Annotated in this window: 6 protein-coding genes; all 6 read right to left on the bottom strand. The window is 71.8% G+C overall.

Going from position 1 to position 24,255, the window contains the following annotated elements:
• Positions 1-87 precede the first annotated feature (87 nt).
• Genes ACUZ2Y_RS12655 through ACUZ2Y_RS12630 form a run of 6 tightly spaced genes read right to left on the bottom strand, consistent with a single transcriptional unit; the run spans position 88 to position 24,111 of the window.
• Positions 88-1,092 (bottom strand): alpha/beta fold hydrolase, encoded by a 1,005-nt coding sequence (locus ACUZ2Y_RS12655; protein WP_476330273.1) that lies wholly within the window; start codon positions 1,090-1,092, stop codon positions 88-90.
• Positions 1,089-4,307, bottom strand: a complete 3,219-nt coding sequence (locus ACUZ2Y_RS12650; RefSeq protein WP_476330271.1) for a non-ribosomal peptide synthetase — start codon at positions 4,305-4,307, stop codon at positions 1,089-1,091. Before ACUZ2Y_RS12650 ends, ACUZ2Y_RS12655 begins: the two co-directional genes overlap by 4 nt.
• Positions 4,300-5,508, bottom strand: a complete 1,209-nt coding sequence (locus tag ACUZ2Y_RS12645; RefSeq protein WP_476330268.1) for a SagB family peptide dehydrogenase — start codon at positions 5,506-5,508, stop codon at positions 4,300-4,302. Before ACUZ2Y_RS12645 ends, ACUZ2Y_RS12650 begins: the two co-directional genes overlap by 8 nt.
• Complete coding sequence (locus ACUZ2Y_RS12640) at positions 5,505-5,714, bottom strand: MbtH family protein (protein WP_476330266.1); 210 nt, start codon at positions 5,712-5,714, stop codon at positions 5,505-5,507. Before ACUZ2Y_RS12640 ends, ACUZ2Y_RS12645 begins: the two co-directional genes overlap by 4 nt.
• The gene (locus ACUZ2Y_RS12635) at positions 5,711-13,231 is read right to left on the bottom strand and encodes an amino acid adenylation domain-containing protein (protein WP_476330263.1); all 7,521 of its coding nucleotides are present in this window, start codon (positions 13,229-13,231) and stop codon (positions 5,711-5,713) included. The genes ACUZ2Y_RS12640 and ACUZ2Y_RS12635 overlap by 4 nt, the downstream gene beginning before the upstream one ends.
• Positions 13,228-24,111, bottom strand: coding sequence for a non-ribosomal peptide synthetase (locus ACUZ2Y_RS12630; protein WP_476330260.1), 10,884 nt, complete (start codon positions 24,109-24,111; stop codon positions 13,228-13,230). The genes ACUZ2Y_RS12635 and ACUZ2Y_RS12630 overlap by 4 nt, the downstream gene beginning before the upstream one ends.
• Positions 24,112-24,255 lie beyond the last annotated feature (144 nt).

Here is a 24,255-nt window from a genome sequence, read left to right as displayed (position 1 = left end):
CGGACGGTCTGATCCACAAGTCTCCGTCCGGTTCGCGTCATCTTAGGTTAGCCATACTTTAGTACCGGGGCGGTCAGGCTCGGAAGACTAGGCCGCTCCGCTCAGCAGCTTCGACCAGTGGGCCGCCGTCGGGTTCTCCGCCAGGTCGACGAACGGCACCTCGACGCCGTGGCGCTGCCAGCGGCTCGCCAGGCCCATGAGCTTGATCGAGTCGATGCCCAGCATGAGCAGGTTGTCCTCTGGGCCGACGCGGTCCACGTCGATGGCCAGCATCTCCGCGACCGACGCGCGGATTCCGTCCACGGTCAGCTCATCCGGGGTCGTCATGGCTTTCTCCTCACTGGCTGGGGTGGTCATCTGCTTGATCACGGTGTCGATCACCTGGACGCGGTGCGGCTCCAGGTAGAAGTGCCCGCCGGGGAACACTTCCAGGCCGAACCCGGCGTCGGTCGCCTCGGCCCAGTCCGCCGCCTGCGCCACGGTCATCCGCGGGTCGTCGGCGCCCGCGAGCGCGAAGATCGGGACGGGCAACGGGTCGGCGGGAGCCGGGCGGTACGTCTCGATCAGCCGGAAGTCGTTGCGGACCATGGGAAGCACGAGTTCGCGCAGCTCCGGCTGGTCGAGCACGGCGACGCCAGACCCACGCAGCGTCGCCAGTTCCGCGACGATTCCGTCATCGTCGCGCAGGTACACCTCGGTCCGGGTGGTCCGCTGGTGCGACGGCGCAGGCCGTGCGGAGACGAACAGCCGGTCAACGGGAGCCCGTCGGGCCAGCAGCCGCTTGGTGACCTCGTAGCCGACGGCCGCGCCCATGCTGTGCCCGAACACGGCCGTCGGCAGGTCGAGCACCGGCGCGATCGCGTCGGCGATCTGATCGGCCAGTTGGTCCATGTCCGGCACGCACGGCTCGGTGAAACGGTCCTCGCGGCCCGGGTACTGCGCCGCCCACAGTTCGACGTCGGCGGGCAGCGTGTCCACCCACTGCCGGTAGAACCCGGCGCCGCCCGCCGCGTGCGGGAAGCAGATCAGCCGTCGGGTCGCGTACGGCCTTGGTCGGTAGCAGCGAACCCAGTCGCCGCGGAAGATCGTCATCGGCGCATCAGCTCCGCTTCGACGTCCTCCTCCGGCATCCGCGAGATCTCCAGGTACAGCTCGGCGACCTGCTCGATCCGGCCCGGCTGCTCCTGGTCGGCTGTCATCGCGGCGGCGAGTTGGCGGACGGTCACGGTTGACAGCACCGACAGCAGACCGAGACCCGGCGTGTCCAGCGCCTCGCGCAGCCGGGCGACGATCCGGGTGGCGAGCAGCGAATCCCCGCCCAGGGCGAAGAAGTCGTCGGTGACACCTACCCGCTCGACCTCCAGCACGTCCGCCCACACCTCGGCGATGACCTCTTCGAGCGGGCTCACCTCGCGGTCGTCGACCGGCTTTGCGGCGGTCGCCTCGGCCGACGCGAGCGCGGCCCGGTCGACCTTTCCGTTGCGCGTCAACGGGAACTGGTCGTGGACCGTCACCGTCGCGGGCACCATGTGCGCGGGGAGCCGCGCCGACAGCGCTCGGCGGATCTCCTCGGCGTCGAGCGACTCGCCGACGGCATGCGCGGCCAGAGCGCGGTATCCGGGCCGGTCCGCGTGCGGCACGGCGGTGGCGACGGCGTCGCGCACCCCGGGGACCGCGCCGAGGGCCGCCTCGATCTCGCCGAGTTCGACGCGTTGCCCGCGGATCTTCACCTGCGTGTCCGCGCGTCCGGCGAACTCGATCACCCCGCCCGGCAGCAGTCGCCCGCGGTCACCGGTCCGGTAGAGCCGCTCTCCATCATGCTCCACAAAGGACTGCGAGGTGCGTTCCGGGTCGCCGAGATAGCCGCGGGCGACACCGGGTCCGACGCAGTACAGCTCACCCGCCACCCCCGCGGGCCGAGTGCGCCGCCACGGGTCGAGGATGTGGTAGCGCGTGTTCGCGATCGGCACGCCATACGGGACGCTGCGCCACGACTCGTCGAACTCCTCGACCGGGTGCCAGATGTTCCACAGCGTCGTCTCGGTCGGCCCGCCCACCGACACCAGGCGCAGGCTCGATGACAGCTCGGCGGCCAGCCGCAGCGGAATCCAGTCGCCGCCGAGGAAAGCCAGCCGCAGCGACGATGGCACCGGGCCCGTCTCCAGGAGCATCTCCATCATGGCGGGCACCGAGTTCCACACGGTGACGCCGTGTTCGGCGATCAGGTCGGCCCAGTGCTCGGCGTCGCGGGCGCGGACCGCGTCCGGGATCACGATCGCGCCGCCCACGCCCAGCACGCCGAAGACGTCGAATGTCGACATGTCGTGGTGCAGCGCGGTCACGGCCAAAGCGCGGTCGCCCGACCCGATGCCAAATGTATCGATGGTGTCGCGCAGGCAGTTGACCATGCCCGCGTGCTCGATCATCGCGCCCTTGGGCGTGCCGGTGGAGCCGGAGGTAAACAGCACGTAGGCGAGGTCCGACGGCGTCTGGGCGGCGTCGAGTGGCGTGTCCGGCAGATCTCCCGCGTCGTCGACGCACAGCACCGGCCGCGCCCCGACACTGTCCATAAGGGACTCGTAGAGGCCGCTTCTGGTCAGTACCAGCGAAACACCCGCCGTGTCAAGCAGGCTGGAGATCCGCGCGGGCGGCAGCGCGGCGTCCACCGGCAGGTAGGGCGACCCGGCGAACAGCGAGCCGTAGGCCGCCACCACCTGTTCCCAGCCCTTGTCCAGCACGACCGCCACCGGGGTCTCGGTGCACGCGCCGTGCTCGCACAGCCAGTGGGCGACCTGCCATGCCCGCGACCGCACTTCCCGGTACGTCAGGGATCCGTCGGAGGTGATCACGGCGACCTCGTCGGGTCGCTGCTCGGCCTGGTCCAGGAAAAGCCGCTGCACCAACATCTCGGGCACCGGGCGGTCCGCACCGGCGAGCGGACCGGAAGCCGCGAGCGTGAAGTCGGTCGCCGACCAGCTGTCCGGGTCGGTCAGCCGGGACAGCAACTTGCCGAACGCGGCGAACGCGTCGGCGATCAGGTCGGCCGGGAAGATCCCGTCGACGCTGTCCCAGTTGTAGGTCATCGCGCCGGAGGGGGACTCCTCGATCTGCACGTCGAGGTACACCTGCGGGGTCTGCGAGATCGCGAACACCCGCTCGATCTGGCCGCCGAGCAGGGGAGCGGGTCCGGCGTCGAAACCGAGCGTGCTGGTCAGCACCACCGGCATGGCCGCGCGGTGGATGCCGCCGCGGACCCGGCTCAGCTCGCGCAGCACCTGCACGCCGCTGACCTGCTGGTGCGCCAGGTCCGTCCACAGCTGCCGCTGCACGGCCTTGGCCCGCTGGGTGAACGGCGCCGAACCGTCGTGGTCGACGGCCAGCAGCGAGAACGACGCGAACTCGCCGAGGATCTCGTTGGCCTGCGGGTGCAGCGGCAGCCGGTTCATCCGCGGCACGTTGATGGTGAACCGCGGTTCCTCGGACCACACCGCCAGCACCTCGGCGAACGCGGCCAGCACGAGGGCGGTCGGGGTGAGCCCGGCCTGCCCGGCCAGCGCCTTGAGGGCGTGCCACGGCTCGGCGTCGAGCGTGCCCGCGCGGCTGGTCCAGCGCGGGTGGGAGAGGGTCGCGGGGTCGGTGCCGATCGGCAGCCGCGGCGACTCCGGCAGGTCCTCGACCCGGTCGCGCCAGTACTTGTCGGCGCGGCGGTAGGACTCGGTGTCCTTTAACGCCCGCTGGGTGTGGACGTAGTCGCGGAAGGTGAGGTCGAGCGGGTCGAGCCGCAGGTCCGGGTCGGCGTAGAACCGGGTCAGGTCGGCGACGAGCAGCTGCCAGCTCAGGTAGTCCAGGGTGAGCCCGTCGAAGCTGATGTGCACCCGGGCCCGCGCATCGTCGAGCCTGCTGACGACGACCCCGAACAGCGGGTACTGGTCGGCGGGTCGAACCTCGTGCGACATCCGGTCGCGCAGTGAGGTCAGCCGCGCGGACACCTCGTCCTCGCCCAGGCCACGCAGGTCGATGACCTCGGGCGCGAACGGCGGCACGTCGACGAGGATCACCTGCTGCTCGCTGTCGGGCAGCAGGACCGCGCGCAGCATGTCGTGCCGCTCGACGACCCGCTGCCACGCGCGGGCGAACCGGTCCAGGTCGAGTTCGCCCTCGTACTCGTAGTACGCGTGGGTGGACACGTTGCCCAGCTCGAACTCACCGGTCCGGCCGACGAGGTAGGCGTGCTGCTGGTCGGTGACGGGGAACGGCTCGAACCGCGCGTTCGGCGCGGGTTCGACCGTCGGGAATGCGTCAAACACCTGCTGCTGCTCCGTTTTCCTGTGTGGACTCCTGGGCGGCGCCCTGAGCGACACTGCCGAGCATGAACTCGCCGACGGCGCCCTCGGTGAAGTAGTCCCGGCCGGTCGCCGCGGTGAACACCTCGGCGTGGCCGCCGCCGATCGCGCACGCGGCCAGGCCCATCGCCGTGGCGACGGAGTACATGACCTGGTAGAGCACGCCGACGTCCTTGAGGATCGCCGCGTAGCCCATGGCCTCGTACTTCCACAGCAGCCTGCCGAAGCGGGCGGCGACGACGAAGACCAGCTGCGGGCTCTGCGCGCCGGTGGCCAGCTCGGCGGCCATGATCAGGGTCTTGGTCGCGTCGTTTTCCCCGCACACCGGCCGAAGCTGGTGGGTGTGGCCGTCGTAGTGGTACATCCCGGGCTCCAGCCCGTCGACCGAGCGGACCACCGGGTAGATCTCCAGCTCGTGCAGCGCGCCGCCGGAGGGGTACGGGCGGTCGACGTGCTCGATGCCGTCGAGCAGGTGGGTGCCGCGGACTCGTGTGCAGCGGAACAGGAACTCGCCGAGCTGGTCGACGGTCAGCGGGGTGCTGTCGTCGTGCTCGCGGATCGAGCGCCGGTCTTCGAGCACGGCGGTCAGGCTGGGATCGTTGCGACGCAACGCGTCCAGGTCCGGCCGGAACAGGTCGACCGGCGTGCCGGGGTAGGGCTCTGGACGCGCGGGCAGCGGGCGGAAGGTGCCGTCGGCCCAGGCGGTCAGGCCCCAGGACGCGTTGAAGCCGCCGGACTCGCCGAGCCTGCTCCGGTTGTGCAGCCACAGTTCGAACGGGCTCCACTGGCGCAACCGCAGCTCCGTCTCCTCCTCCGCGCCGTAGGCCACGACCAGCCGTGCCCGCCATAGGTCGGCGATCAGCAGTTCGGTCGCCTCGGCGGGCAGGACCTCCGGCAGCGCCGAGAACCGCAGCGGCGTGGAAAGCGCGCCGATCACCGCGAGGACAGCCGGATCGTGCACCCGCAGATCGCACCAGGCGCGCGGGGACTCGACCAGCAGGGCCGTGCCCTCGCGGTGGATGACCGCGAACCGGGACAGCACCAGTCCGACACCCTCGGGCAGCGGACCCGGGTCCTCACCCCGGCGGGCCGGGTGCAGCGAGTAGAGCGGGCGCCCGTCGACCGACCGTTCGAGGGGCGGGTCCGCCAGTTCGGCGGTGTTCATTCGCCCATCGCCTCGATCAGGCTCTTGGGCCGCATGTCGGTCCAGTTCGCGCTGATGTGGTCCAGGCAGGCCTGCCTGGTGTCCGGGCCGAACGCGGCCGTCCAGCCGGCGGGGACGTCGGCGAACTCGGGCCACAGCGAGTGCTGGCCCTCGTCGTTGACCAGCGCCAGGTACGTGCCGTCGGGGTTCTCGAACGGGTTGGTCATGGTTCGTTCCTTTCCAGTGAGATTGCAGCGGCGGCCCAGTGTTTGGCCAACAGTTCGGGTGTGGGGTGGGCGAACAGTTCGGCGACCGGGACCGACCTGCCGAATTCCTCGGTGATTCGGTTGCGCAGCGCGACGATCAGCAGGGAGTGGCCGCCGAGGGCGAAGAAGTCGTCGTCGACGGCGACGGACGGGACTTCGAGGACGTCGGCGAACAGCCCGCAGAGGATCTTCTCGGTGAGTGTGCGCGGTTCCCGGCCCACGGTCGTGGTGAATTCCGGCGCGGGCAGCGCGGCCCGGTCGACCTTGCCGTGCGGGGTCAGCGGCAGGGCGTCGAGCACGACGAACGCGGCGGGCACCATGTAGTCGGGCAGCCGTTCGCCGAGGAACTCGCGCAACCCGACGAGTTTGTCCACTGTGGACGGTACGACGTGCGCGACGAGCCTGCCCGCGATCTGGGTGACCACGGCCTGCGCCACCTGTGGGTGCGCCGACAGGGCCGCGGCGATCTCGCCCAACTCGACCCGGAAGCCGCGCACCTTGACCTGCTCGTCGACCCGGCCCAGGTAGTCGATCTTGCCGTTTCCGGTCCACCGCACCAGGTCCCCGGTGCGGTACATGCGGGACCCGGCCGGGCCGAACGGGTCGGCGACGAACCGTTCGGCGGTGAGGCTTTCCCGGCGCAGGTAGCCCCGCGCCAGGCCCGCGCCGCCGAGGTACAGCTCACCGGCGACCCCCGGAGCGACCGGTCGCAGGAACGCGTCGAGGACGTACGCGCTGGTGTTGGCGGTGGGCGTGCCGACGAGCGGGGTGTCACTGTCCGCCGCGCGCGCCGCGAGGGCGTCCACTGTGGTCTCGGTGGGGCCGTAGAGGTTGTAGCACTGGATGTTCCGCAGCGACCGCATCGTCCGCCAGAACGCCGGCGGCACCGCCTCGCCACCGACGCCGAGCGCCAGCAGCGGGCACTCGCCGTCGCTGATCAGGCCCGCGTCGGCGAGCGCGACCGCCAGCGACGGGCTGACCTCGATGAAGTCGAGCCGCTCCGTGCGAACCTGCTCGGTGAGCACGGCGGGGTCGCGCAGGGTCTCCTCGGTGACGATGTGCAGGGCGTGCCCGTCGAGCAGCCACAACTGCGGCTGCCAGGACGCGTCGAACGCGAACGACCAGGTGTGCCCGACCCGCAGCGTGCGCCCGCCCGCCGCGGCGACGGTGGGCTTGTAGAGCGTCTCCCGGTGGCTGTGGAACAGGTTGACCACGCTGGCATGGGTGACCACCACGCCTTTGGGCACGCCGGTCGAGCCGGACGTGTAGATCACGTACGCGGGGTGTCGGGGATCCAGATCGACCTCAGGAGCGGTGTCCGGGAAGGCGTCGAAGGTCTGCTCGTCGAGCAGCAACCGAGGCGTCTCCCCGAGCACGTCGGCGACGGCGGCCATGCTGATCACCAGGTGCGGGTCGGCGTCGGCGATCGTGGCCGTGATCCGCGCGGCCGGATACGCCGGGTCGATCGGCAGGTATGCGCCGCCCGCCTTGAGGACCGCGAGCATCGCCACCACGAACTCGGCGGTCCGGGGGAGCAGCAGCGCGACGATCTTCTCCGGCCCGACCCCTTGGGCGACAAGGGCATTGGCGAGCCGGCTGGCCGCCGCGTCCAGCTCGGCGAAGGTCAGCCGGGTGCCCTGTGCCACCAGTGCGACGCCTTCCGGGTCGCGGGCGACCGCGTCGGCGAACAGGCTGGGCAGGGTGGCATCGCGCGGCACGTCGAGCGCGGTGTCGTTCCATGTCCGGAGCACCTGTTCGCGCTCGGCATCGGTCAGCGGATCCACTGCGGCGACCCGGATCGACGGGTCGACGAGGAGCCCGTCGAGGACGCGCAGGAACCGGTCGAGGACCCGCTGGGTGCCGTCGCGGTCGAAGCACTCCGGGTGGTACTCCAGGTGCAGGTCCAGTTCGGCGCCCGGCAGCACGGCCAGGGTCAGCGGGTAATGCGTGGCGTCGATGCCCTCGGCGGCGGTGACCCGCAGGCCCGGCGCGGGCTCGATCCGGGTCTGCTCGTCGACCGGGAAGTTCTCGAACACCACCAGCGAGTCGAACAGCTGCCCGGACCCCGCCGCACGCTGGATGTCGGCCAGCCCGACGTGGTGGTGCGCCATCAATACGGCCTGCTCGTCGGCGATCCGGCTGAGCAGTCCTTCGACGCTTTCGCCTGCCCGCAAGGCGATCCGCACCGGAACGGTGTTGATCATCAGGCCGACCATGGCCTCCGCGCCGGGCAGCTCGGCGGGCCTGCCGGACACGGTCTGGCCGAACACCACGTCGTCGCGCCCGGTGAGCTGGGCGAGCACGAGCCCCCAAGCCGCCTGCAGCACGGTGTTCTGGGTGACGCCGGTCGTCCGCGCCACCTCCGCGAGCCGCGCGGTCAACGATGCCGAAAGCCGGGTGCTGACCCGGGTGCGCTCGGTGGAGCCGCCGCGCACGGTCTTGGCGACCAGCCGGGTCGGCTGCTCCAGTCCGGCCAGCGCCTTGCGCCACGCCTCGCGACCCGCGTCGGCGTCCTGGGCGTCGAGCCACGCCAGGTAGTCGCGGTACGGCGCGGCGGTGGGCATCGGCCCGCCTTGGTAGAGCGCGAAAAGGTCCTGGGCGAGCAGTTGGGTGGACCAGCCGTCGAGCACGACGTGGTGGCAGGTGAACACGATCCGGTGCTGGTCGGATCCCAGTCGCAGCACCAGGAACCGCAGCAGCGGCGGGGCGGTGACGTCGAACCGGCGGTCGCGTTCCTCGACGGCGAGCCGGTCGGACTCGGCCTGCCTGCCTGCCGGGTCGAGGTGTGAAAGGTCGATCTCGCGCCACGGCAAGTCGGCGGCGACCGGGATGACTTGCACCAGCTGACCGGCCTGGCGGAAACCCGCGCGCAGGTTGGGATGCCGGGTCAGCAGCCCCTCGGCCGCACCCCGCAGCCGGACCAAGTCGAGCGGGCCTTCCAGGTCGATGAGGTCCTGCACGGTGTAGACGTCGATGCCGTCGGACTCGCCCGCGGCCATCGAGTGGAACAGCAGGCCCGCCTGCAGCGGTGTCACCGGCAGCACGTCCGCGGCCGGGCCGAGCGCGTCGAGTTGGTCCTGGGTCACGGAGACGAGCGGGACGTCCGACGGGGTGAGGCCGCCCGCGTCGGCGTGGACCAGTGCGTCAAGCGCGGCGATCCAGCCGTCGGCGAGGTCGGCCGCCTCGGCTTCGCTGAGCACACCGGATGCCCACGTCCAGTGCGCGAGCAGTTCCGGCCCCTCGGCGGTGTCACGCACCGCCGCGTTGACCGCCAGCGCGTGTGACAGGGGCGCGGAGCCGACGGACGCGCCACCCAGCAGCGCGTCCGTGTCTGCGGGCGCGAACGGGCCGGTCTCGGCGCCGCCGAGCCTGCCCAGGTAGTTGAACTCGACCTGCGGCTTGGCGAGGTCGGCCAGCGCGGACGCCGTCACCGGGTTCAGGTGGCGCAGCACGCCGTAGCTGAGGCCGTTGTGCGGCACCGCACGCAGCGATTCCTTCACCAGCCGGACAACCTGACCCGGGTCGCCCGCCGCGTCGAGCCGGACCGGGTACTGGCTGGTGAACCAGCCGACGGTCCGGGACAGGTCGACGGGTTCGGCGACGAACTCCTCGTCGCGGCCGTGCCCTTCGAGGTCGACCAACAGCGACGACCGCCCGACGCTGAGCGTGAGTGCGGCGAGCAGCAGTTCGGGAACCGAGGCCCGGTAGCGGTTCGCAGTCTCGCCGAGGAGCCGCGCGGGTAGGGCACGGGTCAGGAGACCGGCGGTGTCCAGTGTGTCGCGGGCCGGGTCGAGTGGCCGCGAGCCGATCGGGTCCTCGGGCTGCGCAAGCGTTTGCTGCCAGTGTGGAAGGTCGGCCAGCACGGCGGGCGCGCTCGCCTGGGTGTTGAGCAGTCGCGCCCAGCGCCAGAAGGACGTGGTCTGCTGCGGCTCGGCTGTGCCGTGCCCGCACGCGGCGGCCAGTTCCGGCACGAGGATGCGCCAGGACACCCCGTCGACGACGAGATGGTGGGCGAGCACGAGCAGCCTGCCGTCGTGGTCGGGCCCGCGGTCGAACCACACGAACCGGACCATCACGCCGTTCGCCGGCGCGAGCAGCGCGGCCTGCTCCGCGGCGACCTTCGCGACCAGCGCGTCCAGGTCCGACCCGGTGGCGTCCACCCGCGACACCGCGGGCGTCACCCCGCGAGGCGGGACGTCCAGGGCCCACTGGCCGACGATGTCGCGGCGCAGCTTGGCGCGCAGCAGGTCGTGCCGGTCGAGCAGCCCGGTCGCGGCGGCGGTCAGCGTGGACAGGGCCAGGTCGGCGGGGGTGCGCAGCACGACGGACTGGTGCACCTGGTCGATTGACCCGGGCACCGCGAGCAGCGCGTGCATGATCGGGGTCAGCGGCACCGCGCCGATACCCGCGTCGGGGTCCTCCGTGCGCCGCGCCTCGGGGGCGTCGGCCGAGCGGGCGACCGCGGCCAGCGCCCGGGGCGTGCGCTGCCCGAAGACGTCGCGCGGCCGGATCAGCAGACCGGCGGCCCGGGCCCGGCTGACGACCTGGATGGACAGGATGCTGTCGCCGCCGAGGGTGAAGAAGTTGTCGTCCACACACACAGCCCGCATGCCGAGGACTTCGGCGTAGACCTCGCACAGGATCCGTTCGGCGTCAGTGATCGGCTGCGCCACCTCGCGGGCGGCGTGCTCCGGATCGGGCAGCGCGGCGGTGTCCAGCTTCCCATTGGTGGTCAGGGGAAGCGTGTCCAGCACGACGAAGGTCGGCGGGACCAGGTAGTCGGGCAGCCGTGCCGCGAGGTACGCGCGCACGGTTTCGATGTCGATGGCGCCGTTGGGAACCAGGTACCCGACCAAGCTGGTGCCGCCGGCGGTGACGGCCGACCGTGCGACGCTGGGGTGGGCGTCGAGCGCGGCTTCGATCTCGCCGGGCTCGATCCGGAACTCGCCGATCTTGACCTGGTCGTCGGCCCGGCCGACATAGTCGAGCGTGCCGTTGTCCTGCCACCGCGCGAGGTCGCCGGTGCGGTACATGCGTTGACCGGGCTGCCCGAACGGGTCGGCGACGAACCACTGGGCGGTGTGCCCGGGAAGGCAGGCGTAGCCGCGGGCCAGTGGCGTGCCGGCCAGGTACAGCTCGCCGACCGTGCCCGGCGGGACCGGCCGCAGCCAGCCGTCGAGGACGTAGGCGCGGGTGTTCGTCAGCGGCCTGCCGACGGTCGGGGACTCGGCGTCGGCCAGCGCGCAGGCCAGAGTGTCCACAGTGCACTCGGTGGGCCCGTAGTAGTTGTAGCCCAAGGTGTCCGGCGCGTCGCGCACCTCGGTCCACAGCGCGGGTCCGACCGGCTCGCCGCCGAGCATGAGCACCCTGGGTCGGTGTCGGGGGTCGGTGAGCAGCCCGGCCGCGACGACCTCCTGGGCGAACGACGGGGTGAGGTCGAGCAAGTCGACCCGCTCGCCCGCGACGTAGTCGACGAGGGCGTGCGGGTCGCGGCGGGTGTCGTCGTCGATCAGGTGTAACTCGTGGCCCGCGGCCAGTGCCAGCAGGCCTTCCCACGACGTGTCGAACGACAGCGCTGAGGTCAGCGCCACCCGCAGGCGTCCACCCACTTCGCTCGCGTGCGGGGAGAACAGGGTGCGCACGTGGTCGCGGTAGAGGTTGGCCAGGGACCGGTGCTCGATCACCACTCCGCGCGGAGTCCCCGTGGAACCGGAGGTGTAGAGCAGGTACGCCGGGTTCGCCGGGTCGAGGCTGAGCGGGGGAGCGGTGTCGGGGTACCGGTGCGCGCGGGTCAGCGTGAGTTCGTTCAGCACGAACGTCGGGCGGGCGGTGCCGAGCAGGAAACTGATGCGCTCGGCGGGCAGGCCGGGGTCGATCGGCACGTACGCGCCGCCCGCCTTGTGCACCGCGAGCAGCGCGACGATGAGATCGGCCGAGCGGGGCACCAGCAGGGCGACCAGCTTCTCCGGCCCCACACCGGCTTCCACCAGCAGGTTCGCCAGCTGGTTGGCTCGCCGGTCGACCTCGGCGAACGTCCAGCGGACCGGTCCGGCCACCAGCGCGGTCGCGGCCGGGGTGCGCTCCGCCTGCTCGGCGAAGATCTCCGGCAGCAGCGGGCCCGCGGTGTCACCAGCGGTGTCGTTCCACTCGACCAGCAGCCGGTGCCGCTCGTCCGCGCTGAGCGCGTCGAGCAGGCTGACCGGCTGGTCCGGGTCGACCAGGAGAGCGTCGACGAACCGCTCCAGCCGCGCGGCGATGACCTGGACCTCCGGCTCGGCGCACACATCCGGCCGGTAGCCGAGGTCGAAGCGCAGCCGCTCGCCGGGCAGCACGGTGAGGGTGAGCGGGTAGTGCGTGGCGTCACCGCCCGCGACGTCGACCAGCTTCAGGCCAGGCGCTGGTTCGAAGACGCCGTCGGCGTCGAACGGGTAGTTCTCGAAGACGGCGAGGGTGTCGAACATCTCGCCCACGCCCGCGAGCTTCTGGATCGCCGAGAGGCCCAAGTGCTGGTATGCCAACAGGTCCGCCTGCTCGGCCTGCAGCCGGGTGAGCAGGTCGGCGAACGTCTCGTCCGGGCGCGGCCGCAGCCGCACGGGGACGGTGTTGATGAACAAGCCGATCATCGACTCGACGCCGGGCAGGTCGTGCGGGCGCCCGGACACGGTGGTGCCGAAGACGATGTCGTCGCGGCCGGTCAGCGTGGTGAGCAGCAGCCCCCACATCCCGGCGACGACCGTGTTCAGGGTCAGGCCGCGGGCACGGGCGAACGCGGTCAGCTCCGCCGTGCGCTCCGCCGACAGCTCGACTTTGAGCCTGCGTGGGGCGACCGCGATCGGGCCCGCGTCCGGGGCGACCCGCGTCGGGCCGTCCAGACCCGCCATCGCGTCGCGCCAGGCGGACTCGGCGGCGTTGTGGTCCTGGCGGGCGAGCCAAGCCAGGTAGTCCCGATACGGGGTCACCGCGGGCAGCGGGGTCCGGGCATAGCAGGCGAACAGCTCGGAGACGAGCAGCGGCATGGACCAGCCGTCGAGCACGATGTGGTGGTTGGTGATCACCAGTCGGTGCCGGTCCGGTGCCTCGGCGAGCAGGGCGAAGCGGATCAGCTTCGGCTGCCCGAGGTCGAACGGCTCACCGCTCTCCTCCGCCGCCACCCGGGCGACGGTGGCTTCCCGCTCGGCCGTGGACCCGGTCAGGTTCTCCTCGCGCCACACGGGTTCGGCCGTGTGCGGGATGAGGGCGACCGGGGTTCCGTTGGCCCGGTACCGGAACGCGGCGCGCAGGTTCGGGTGTCGCGTCAGCAGCGACCGGGCCGCTTCCCGCAGCGCCTTTCCGTCGAGGACACCGTCGAGCGTCAGGATCGTCTGGACGACGTAGACGTCCGACCCCGGTTCCTCCAGCTGGGACTGGACAAGCAGCCCTTCCTGCAGCGGCGAGAGCGGCAGGATGTCCGCCAGGCCCGACTTTTTCGTGGTGCTCACAGGAAGTCCGCCTCGAACTCGTCGATCTCGTCCTGGCTCAGTGCGACCAGGGTCAGGTCGGCGGGGGTGTGCCCGCCCGCGTCCGGTGCGTCGGCGTGCGCAGCCAACGCCTCCAGGTAGCCGAACCAGCGCTCGGCGAACCGGGTCGCGACGGCCTCGGACAGCACCGCGCCCGGCCACGACCAGGTCGCTTGCAGCACCGGGCCGTCGGCCTGGTCGAGCGTGACCACGTTGAGCTCCAACGGATAAGCCACCCCGGCGCGGTCGTCGACGCCTGCGGGCAGCGGGCGCAGGTCGACGGCCCAGTCCGCGGTGGGTGACTGCTCGGCGGTGAGCCTGCCGAGGTAGTTGAACAGCAGTTGGGCCCTGGGCAGTTCCGCGAGGTACGCGGCGGTGTCCGGGTTGAGGTAGCGCAGCCTGCCGAAACCGGCGGTGTCCTCGGGCAGCTCGGCCAACCGCTGCTTGACCCGCTTGATCGCCTTGCCCGCGGCCCGCCCGCCGACGGCGGCGTTGGGCAGGTCGATCCCGGTCACGTCGAGCCGGGCCGGGTATACGCTGGTGAACCAGCCGACCGTGCGCGACAGGTCGAGCCGCTCGTGGTCGCGGCCGTGGCCTTCCAGCTCGACCAGGAACTCCGTGTGTCCTAGGCAATCGGCCAGGGCGAGACCGAGACCGGTCAGCAGGATTTCGGTCACGCCGGTGTGGAACAGCTCCGGCAGCCTGGTCAGCAGCGTCGCCGTCGGCACGCTCGCCAGGCGCAGCGTCAGTCGCTCCACTGTGGACGCGACATCGACGGCCGGGTCGAGCGGCCGGTCGCCCAGTGTCTCCAATGGTGAACTCGCTTGCCCGGAGGGGCGACTCGTTTGCCTGGCGGGGCGACTCGCGGTTGGGTCTAGGACGGCGGCCCAGGCGGCGAGATCGGTGGGGCGGGCGGCGTCCTGGTGGGAGCGTTCGGCCCAGCGGCGTACCGATGTGCGGACCTCGGGGAGTGGGGCGCCGCGCCAGGCGTCGACGAGGTCCGGTTGCAGGACGCGCCAGGACACGCCGTCCACCACGAGGTGGTGGATGACGAGCAGCAGCCTGCCGTGCGGGCCGGGGCCCGCGTCGAACCAGACCGCCTGGACCATCACACCCTCGGTCGGGCGCAGCCGGTCGATCGCCGCCGCGGCCTCGGTCTCGATCAGGGCGGCCGACCCGGTTTCGTCCATAGTGGACACGTCATGTCGGGTGAGGATGTCCGCGGCGGCGACCGAGCCGGGTTCGCCGATGTCTAGGGACCAGTCGGTGTCGAGCCGGGCGCGCAGTGCGTCGTGCCGGTCCAGGACCGCCTGCAATGCCGTGCGCAGGCCGGCTTCGTCCAGGTCGCCGGGGGTCCGCAGCAGCAGCGACTGGCTGAACTTCTCGATCGGGCCGCCGCGCTCGCGCAGCCAGTGCGCCACCGGAGTCGCGGGTACCCGGCCGACGCCGTACCCGGCGGGCTCGGTGTCGCGGTCGGCGCTCTCCACCACCGAGGCGGCCGCGGCCAGCGCGGCAGGCGTCTGGTGGGCGAACACGTCACGCGGGGTGATGCCCAGGCCCGCGGCCCGGGCCCGGCTGACCAGCTGGATCGACAGGATGCTGTCGCCGCCGAGGGCGAAGAACCCGTCGTGCGCGCCGACCCTGGGCAGGCCGAGCAGGTCGGCGAACAGCTCGCAGAGCAACTGCTCGCGCGGCGTCTCCGCCTCGTCATTCCCGGCGTGGGCGGCGAAGTCGGGTGCGGGCAGCTTCGCCCGGTCGAGCTTGCCGCTGGGGCTGATCGGCAGCGCGTCGAGGGTGACGAACGCGGCGGGCACCATGTGCTCGGGCAGCAGCCGGGCCGCGTGTTCGCGCAGGTCGGCGCCAGTTCCGATGACCCTGCCGACGACTGTGCCGACGATGTAGCCGACGAGCCGGTCGTCGCGCACCACTACAGCGGACTGGCTGATCGCCGGGTGGCCCAGCAGGGCCTGCTCGATCTCGCCGAGTTCGATGCGGAAGCCGCGCAGCTTGACCTGGCTGTCGACCCGGCCGAGGTACTCGACGGCGCCGTCGCGGTTCCAGCGGGCCAGGTCGCCCGTGCGGTACATCCGAGATCCCGGTTCCCCGAACGGGTCCGGCACGAACCGCTCCGCGGTCAGACCCGGCCTGCCCAGGTAGCCCCGGGCCAGTTGGACGCCGGTCAGGTACAGCTCACCGGCGACCCCAGGCGCGACCGGTCGCAACCCTGAGTCGAGGATGCGCAGCCGGGTGTTCCAGACCGGGCGGCCGATCGGGACCACAGTGGACGATTCCGTGCAGGCCCACGCGGTCACGTCGACCGCCGCTTCGGTTGGCCCGTATAGGTTGTGCAGCTCCGCGCCGGGCAGGACGTCCGTGCAGCGTGCCACCGCGTCGGCGGGCAGCGCCTCGCCGCTGCAGATGACCCGGGTGAGGGACACGCAGTCCGCCGCCGTCGGCTCGGCCAGGAAGGCGCGCAGCATCGTGGGGACGAAGTGGACGGTTGTGACGCCCTCGGACTGGATGAGCCCGGCGAGGTACTCGGGGTCCTTGTGCCCCTCGGGCGCGGCGACCACCAGCGTCGCGCCGGTCAGCAGCGGCCAGAAGAACTCCCACACCGACACGTCGAAGCTCGACGGCGTCTTCTGCAGAACCCGGTCGGCCTCGGTCAGGCCGTAGGCGTCCTGCATCCAGAGCAGCCGGTTGACGATGGCGGCGTGCGAGACGACTACACCCTTGGGCCTGCCGGTGGAGCCGGAGGTGTAGATCATGTACGCGGCACCGGCGGGGTCGACCGCGACGGCGGGCGAAGTGCCCGGATAGGACTGGACCGCGGCGATGACGTCGGCGTCATCGAGGACCACCGGGGCGTCGACCGAGGGCAGGACGTGCGTGAGGTCGGCGGTGGTGAGCACCACGGCGGGGTCGGCGTCGGCGAGCATGTACGCGATCCGGTCGGCCGGGTAGTCCGGGTCGATCGGCAGGTACGCGCCACCGGCCTTGTGCACCGCGTACAGCGCGACGATCAGCTCCACCGACCGGGGGACCGCGACGGCGACGACCCGCTCTGGGCCGACACCGCGCTCGATCAGCAGGTGTGCCAAGCGGTTCGCCGCCGCGTCCACGCCCGCGTAGCTCACGTGCCTGCCCTCGAACACCACCGCGGTGGCGTCCGGCGTGCGCGCGGCCTGCGCCGCGAACAGCTCCGGCAGGGTCGTCGCGGGCACCGTGTGGGCGGTGTCGTTCCAGCCTTCCAGCACGGCGTGCCGCTCGTCGGCGGTGAGGACTTCCACACCGCCGACGCGGGTTTCGGGGGCACGAACCAAGTCCGTGAGCAGCCGGACGTAGCGGTCGGCGATGCCCGCTGCGGTCTCGCGGTCGAACAGATCGGTGCTGTACTCGACGAAGCCCTCGATGGCCTCCCCGTCGAGCCCCTCGACAACCGTCACCGTCAGGTCCATTTTCGCGACACCGCTGTCGACGACGACCGGCCGTGCGTCGATCCCGGTCAGTGTCGGGCGGGCCACGGTCGCGTCGTTGTGCACCAGCATGACCTGGAACAGCGGGTGCCGGGCCTGCGAGCGCTGCGGGCTGAGCAGCTCTACGAGTCGCTCGAACGGCAGGTCCGCATGGTCGAACGCGGCGAGGTCGGCCGCCCGGACTCGCCCAAGAAGCTCGGTGAACGTCGGGTCGCCGGAGGTGTCCGTGCGCAGGACCAGCGTGTTGACGAAGAACCCGACCAGGTCCCGCAGCGCCTCGTCGGTGCGCCCGGCGACCGGGGTCCCGATCGGCAGGTCGGTGCCCGCGCCGAGTCGGGTCAGCAGGGCGGCGAGACCGGCGTGGAACACCATGAACGGACTGACACCGGTCGCGTTGGCCAGCGCCCGCACCGCGCGGGCGGAGTCGGTGTCGAGCCGGAACCCGATCAGGTCGCCCGCGTGGCTCGCGACGGGCGGTCGCGGCCGGTCGGTGGGCAGCGCCAGTTCGGTCGGCGCGTCCGCGAGGGTCTCCGTCCAGAACGCGGTCTGCCGGGACTGCTCGCTGCTCGGGTCGTCGGCGTCGCCGAGCAGTTCGCGCTGCCAGACGGCGTAATCGGTGTACTGGGCCGGCAAGGGAGTCCACTGAGGACTCTCGCCCGCGAGCCGAGCGGTGTACGCCGTGGACAGGTCCCGGGTCAGCACCTCGATCGACGCACCGTCGCCCGCGATGTGATGTACCAGCAGCGCCAGCACGTGCACGTCGGTGTCCAGGGTGAACAGACTCGCCCGCAGCGGGATCTCGCCTGCGAGGTCGAACGGGCGCCGGGCCGCCGCGGTCAACAGCGCGTCCACAGTGGACTCGATGGCATCGCTGACATCAAGGGCAGGCCGGACGGCGGTCAGCACCACGCGCTCGGCGTGGCCGCCGGACTCGCCGTACAGCGTGCGCAGCACCTCGTGCCGGTCGGCCACATCGGCCAGCGCCGACCGCAGCGCGCCGACGTCGAGCGCTCCGGAGAGCCGGAACGCGGCGGCGATGGTGTAGGTGGGGCTGGGGCCTTCGAGCTGGTGCAGGAACCACTGCCGCTGCTGGGCGAACGACAGCGGAGCGGCCTGGCCCGCGTCGCGGGCGACCAGCGGCGGCCGGACGGCGCCCCCGGTCACCTCGGCGAGTTGGGCGACGGTCGGCGTCTCGAACAGCGCGCGCAGCGGCAGTTCGGTGCCGAGGGCGGCCCGGACCCGGCTGACGAGCTTCGTGGCGAGCAGCGAATGGCCGCCGAGGGCGAAGAAGTCGTCGTCGATCCCGATCCGCTCGACCCCCAGCACGTCGGCGAAGAGCTCGCACAGGACTTCCTCGCGTGGTGAACGCGGGCCGCGCCCGGCGGGCGTCGAGTAGTCGGGGGCGGGCAGGGCGCCGCGGTCGATCTTGCCGTTGGGCAGCGTCGGCAGCGCGTCCAGCACGACGAACGCCGCGGGCACCATGTAGTCCGGCAACACGGCGGCGAGGTGCCGACGCAGGTGCGAGGCCTCAGGCGCGGAACCAGGTTCGGCTGACAAGTAGGCGACCAGTCGCTTGTCGCCGGGGCGGTCCTCACGGGCGATGACCACGGCGGCGGCCACATCCGGGTGGCCCACCAGGACGGCGGCGATCTCCCCGGGCTCGATGCGGAACCCGCGGATCTTGACCTGGTCGTCGGCGCGGCCGAGGAAGTCGACGCGGCCGTCCGGGGTCCACCGCGCGAGGTCGCCCGTGCGATACATACGAGAACCCGGGGCGCCGTAAGGATTCGCCACAAACCGCTGCGAGGTCAGCGCGCCTTGGCCGTGGTAGCCGCGAGCGACACCGTGGCCCGCCAGGTAGAGCTCACCGACGACGCCCACGGGCACCGGCCGCAGGCCCGCGTCGAGCACGTAGCCGAACATCCCGGGGTCGGGCCTGCCGATCGGCACCGACGCCGCCGCGGCGATCGCGTCGAGGTCGCACTCGCCGAGGGTGGCGTTGACCGTGGTCTCCGTCGGGCCGTAGCAGTTGACCATCCGCCTGCCCGGCGCCCAGCGGCGCACCAACTCCGCCGACACGGCCTCGGTGCCCACCAGCAGGTGGATGCCGGTCGGCAGGTTGACGTCCTCGGGCAGCACGGACAGCACCGACGGCGGCAGGAACGTGTGGGTGACCTTGTGGTCGCGGATGTAGTCGGCCAGCGCGGGACCGGGCACGCGCCGGTCGGCCGGGAACACGACCAGCCGACCGCCGGAGAGCAGGCCGACGACGAGTTCCCAGAACGCCAGGTCGAAGCTGGGGGAGGAGAACATCGTCACCGCGTGCTCGGGCCCGAAGCCGAGCCGGTCGCGCTGCGTGGCGACCAGCTTGGCGACGCCCTCATGCGGGACCACCACGCCCTTGGGGCGGCCCGTCGAACCGGAGGTGTAGATGACGTACGCGGCGTTGTCCGGCCCGAGCGGGCACGGCCGGTCGGCGTCGGTCACCTCGCGGGCGTCGGAGCCGCTATCCGGTGTCACACAAGGCAAGGCCGCCAGTTTGGGCAGCCTCGCGGCGATGTCGCCGGTCGTGACCGCGCAGACCGGGTGGGCGTCGGCGACCATGTAGGACAGCCGGTCCGCCGGGTAGTCCGGGTCGAGGGCCAGGTACGCCGAACCGGACTTGCTGACCGCGAGCAGCGCGATGATCAGGTCCAGCGACCTCGGCAGCGCGACCGCGACGATCCGCTCCGGGCCCGCGCCGTGCGTGAGCAACTCGCGTGCCAGTCGGTTGGCGGCCGCGTCGAGTTCGACGTAGCTCAGCGAGTCGTCCTCGAACTCCACGGCAGTCGCGTCGCCCCGCAGCCGGACCTGCTCGGCGAACAGCGCGGGCAGCGTGGACGGTGCCCCGGACGGGCCGCCGTCGCCCCAGACGGACAGGATCGTGGCGCGCTCGTCCTCGGCCAGGATGTCCACGGCGCCGATGCGGCGGTCCGGGGCGGCGAGGACGCCGGTCAGCAGCCGGACCAGCCGCTCGCCGAGGGTCCTCGCGGTGGTCGGGTCGAACAGGTCGGCGCGGTACTCGATGCCCGCTGCCAGCCCGTCGACCCCGTCGGTCTCGGTGACCACGACGGTGAGGTCGAACTTCGCGGTGCCCGTGGTGACCAGCTCGACCGACGTGCCCAGGCCGTCCATCGACGGCCCGGCGGCGGAGCGGCGCTGGTAGCCGAGCGCGACCTGGAACAGCGGGTGCGCCGAGGTGGAGCGGACCGGGTTGAGCAGCTCGACCAGGTGCTCGAACGGGACGTCGGCGTGGTCGAACGCGGCCAAGTCGACCTCGCGGACCCGGCGCAGCAGCTCGGTGAACGTCGGGTCGCCTCCGGTGTCGGTGCGCAGAACGACCGTGTTGACGAAGAACCCGACGGCGTCACCGAGAGCTTCGTCCGGGCGGGCGGCGACCGGGGTGCCGATCGGGATGTCGGTGCCCGCGCCGAGGCGGGTGAGCAGCGCGGCGAACGCGGCTTGCAGGACCATGAACGCGGTCGTGCCGGTCCGCTGGGCCAGCGCCCGCAGCTCGCGGTGCAGCTCGGGCGGCAGGTCGAAGGTGGCGAAGCCGCCCGCGTTGCCCGCGACCGGCGGCCGGGGCCGGTCGGTGGGCAGCGGAAGCTGTTGCGGGAGACCGGCGAGCGTCTTGGTCCAGTACGTGCCCTGACGGGAGACGACGCTGTGCGGGTCCTCGGCCGCGCCGAGCAGTTCGCGCTGCCAGAGCGTGTAGTCGGCGTACTGCACGGGAAGCGGCTTCCACGCCGGGTCCTTGCCCGCGCGGCGCGCGTCGTACGCGGCGGCCAGATCGCGGGTCAGCGGGTCCACCGACCACTCGTCACCGGCCACGTGGTGGGCCAACATGAGCAGGACGTGCTCAGTCGCGCCGAGGGTGAACAGGTGCGCCCGCAGCGGCAGCTCGGTGGTGAGGTCGAAGCGGTGGCGGACAGTCTCCGCCAGGTCGGCGTCGATCCGGTCGGCGTCGCTGACTGAGGTGGACACCGGGACGTGCGCTTCCTCTGCGGGGACGACCACCTGACACGGCTCGCCATCCACTTCGGACAGCAACGTGCGCAGGCTCTCGTGTCTGGTGACGACATCGCCGATCGCGGCGGCCAGCGCGTCGGTGTCCAACTCGCCGGTCAGCCGCAGCACCACGGGAAGGTTGTAGGTCGTCGCCGAGCCGTCCCACTGCTGCAGGAACCACAGACGCCGCTGCGCGTGCGACAGCGGGATCCGCTCGCGCCGGGCCGCGGGCCGCAGTGGGATCCGTCGGGTGCCGCCGTCGCCGAGCCGCTCCGCGAGCCGGGCGACGGTCGGGTCGTCGAACACCTGCTTGATCGCCACCGGCATACCCAGGGTGGCTTCGATCCGCAGGGCGAGGCGGGTGACCAGAAGGGAATGCCCGCCCAGGGCGAAGAAGTCGTCGTCGATGCCGACCGAGTCCACGCCGAGGATCTCGGCGAACAGCCCGCACAGCACTTCCTCGCGTGGCGTGCGCGGCGGACGACCCACGGCGGCAGTTTTCGGCTCGGGCGCGGGCAGTGCGGCCCGGTCGAGCTTTCCGTTGGGGGTGACCGGGAACGCGTCCAGCGTGACGAACGCCGACGGGACCATGTAGTCCGGCAGCCGGGACCGCAGGTGCTCGCGCACCGCATCAGTCGATACGCCATCCCCCGACGCAACGACGTAGCCGACCAGACGCTGTCCGTCCGGATGGGCCACCACGACCGACCGCGCCACACCGGGACACCCGGCCAGCACGGTCTCGATCTCGCCTAGTTCGATCCGGAAACCGCGGATCTTGACCTGGTGGTCGCCACGGCCCAGGAAGTCCAGTTCGCCGTTGGCCGTCCACTTGGCGATGTCGCCGGTTCGGTAGAGCCTGCTGCCCGGCACGCCGAACGGGTCGGCCACGAACCGTTCGGCGGTCAGGTCCGCCCGCCCGCGGTAGCCGCGCGCTAAGCCGTCTCCGGCGATGTAGAGGTCGCCCGGGACGCCAATTGGGACCGGGCGCATGTGCGCGTCCAGGACGTACACCTGGGTGTTCGCGATCGGCGTGCCGATCACCGGCGGACGGTCGCCGACCTTGGCCACGGTGGACCAGATCGTGGTCTCGGTCGGTCCATAGAGGTTGGTGACATCGGAGGCGACCCCACGCATCCGCGCGGCCAGATCGGTGGGCAGCGCTTCGCCGCCGACGAGCATCCGCAAGCCGCGCAAGGGCTTGCGGCTGCTGTCCACAAGGGACCGCCACAGGGACGGCGTCGCCTGCATGACGGTGGCGCCGCTGCTGGTGATCAGGTCGCCGAGCACCCGCGGGTCCAGCACGGCCTCGCGCGGGGCGAGTTCCACGGCCGCGCCGCTGATCAGTGGCGCGTAGAGCTCCAGCGCGGCGATGTCGAACGACACCGTCGTGACCGCGAGCAGCCGCTGCCCCGGGCCGAAGGCGAACCGGCCGGTCATGTCGAGCAGGAAGTTGGTCAGCGCGCCGTGCGGCACGACGACGCCTTTGGGTTTGCCGGTGGAGCCGGAGGTGTAGATGACGTACGCCGGGTTGTCCTGCCGGACGGTGACGCCAGGGTCGGAGTCGGGGTGGGCGGCGGTGTCTCGGATGGCGGCGAGGTCGTCGAGCACCAAGGTGGGCTCGGCGTCGGTGAGCATCGCGTCGATGCGGTGGCGCGGGAAGTCCGGGTCGATCGGCAGGTACGCGGCGCCGGACTTGAGCACGGCGAGCAGCGCGACAACCAGGTCGACCGAGCGGGGCAGCGCCACCGCGACGAACCGCTCCGGCCCGGCGCCATCGGCGATCAGCTTGTGCGCCAGCCGGTTCGCGAGCGAGTTGAGTTCCCGATAGCTCAGGGATTCGCCCGCGCACGACACCGCGGTCGCCTTCGGGGCCCGGGTGGTTTGCTCGGCGACCAGCTCCGCGACGGTCTTGGCCGGGACGGCCACGGAAGTGTCGCGGGCGAGCAGCCGCTCGGCCTCCGCCTCGGTGAGCAGCGGAAGGTTCGACACCGCGAGGTCGGGATCACCTATCGCCGCGCGCAGCACGGTTTCCACGTGTCCCAGCAGGCGGTCCATAGTGGACTCGGTGAACAGCTCCGTGCGGTAGGTGACTTCCAGCCCCGGCTCGTCGCCGAGAACGGCGGCCAGAGCGAGGTCGAACTGGGCGGTCCCGTTGAACACCGGGCGCTCGCTGATCTCGATGCCCGGCAGCTCGAAGCCGCGCAAGATCGGGGTGCGCAACGAGAACATGGTGTCGAACAGCACCGACCGCCCCGGTGTGCGCGGCGGGTGCAGCCGCTCGACCAGGGCGTGGAATGGGAGTTCCTGGTGCGGGTACGCGCCCGTGCACGTCTCGCGGACGCGGTGCAGCAGTTCGCGGAAGGTCGGCTCGCCCGCGACGTCAGTGCGCAGCGCGATCATGTTGCCGAAGTTGCCGATCAGCCCCGCGAGCTCGGGCCGATCCCGGTTGACCACGGGGGAGCCGACGCAGATGTCGTCGGCGCCGCTGTAGCGGTGCAGCACGGCGGTGTAGCCGGCCAGCAGGAGCATGAAGGGCGTGACGCCCTCGCGCCCGCACACGGCGGGCAGCGCCTCGGCCAGGTCGGCGGGCAGCGCCCGGACCCGGCGGCCACCGGACTCCGACTGCACGGCCGCGCGGGGAAAGTCGGTCGGCAGGGCGAGCGGCTCGGGGGCGGGATCGAGCCTGCCGCGCCAGTAGTCGAGCGCCTGGCCGTAGTCCCGCTTCTGCTCCCAGACGGAGTAGTCGGCGTAGGACAGGGGCAGCGCGGGCTGGTCGGTGCTTTCGGTGTAGCGCTCGGCCACCTCGCGCAGTAACAGCATCCAACTGGAGTCGTCCCAGGCGATGTGATGGGCGACGAGCAGCAGGACGTGTTCGGCTGCGTCCATTCGGAGCAGTGACATCCACAGCGGCGGTTCGGCCGTAAGGTCGAACGCGCGCGATCCGATGCCGCGGGCGAGATCGTCGATCATGGACTCGCGCTCCTGCGCGGGGAACGCGCCGCAGTCCATCAGCGCGACCGCGACCGGCTGGTCGTGGACGGTCTGGACCGGAGCGCCGTCGGCGTCGACCCCGTACGTCGTGCGCAAGACCTCGTGCCGGGCGACCGTCGCGGTCAGGGCGCGGTGGAACGCGGCGGTGTCGAGCGGGCCGCGCAGCCGGATGCCGACGCAGAGGTTGTTGGCCGCGCTGTGCGGCTGCAGTTGCTGCATGAACCACATGCGCCGCTGCGCCGAGGACAGTGCCGCGGGCCCCGCGGCCCGCCGGGCGGTGATCGCCTCAGCTCGGCTGTCGGCGGAGAGTCCTTGTGCGACAAGCCTTCGCCGCAGCAACTCCATCCGATGCGACGACTCTGTTGCCCCCGAAGCTGCCCCCGACTGTGCCCCCGACGCTGACCGCGCACCAGCCACGTGATGTCACGCCTCTCTGTTGACCCTCGACAGCAAGTTAGGTAAGTCTTACCTCAGTCATCGTGAGAGCCT

The sequence above is a fragment of the Actinokineospora sp. UV203 genome (assembly GCF_056323665.1).
The sequence above is the reverse complement of the archived record's forward strand: the minus strand, read 5'-3'. Positions and strand labels throughout refer to the sequence as shown.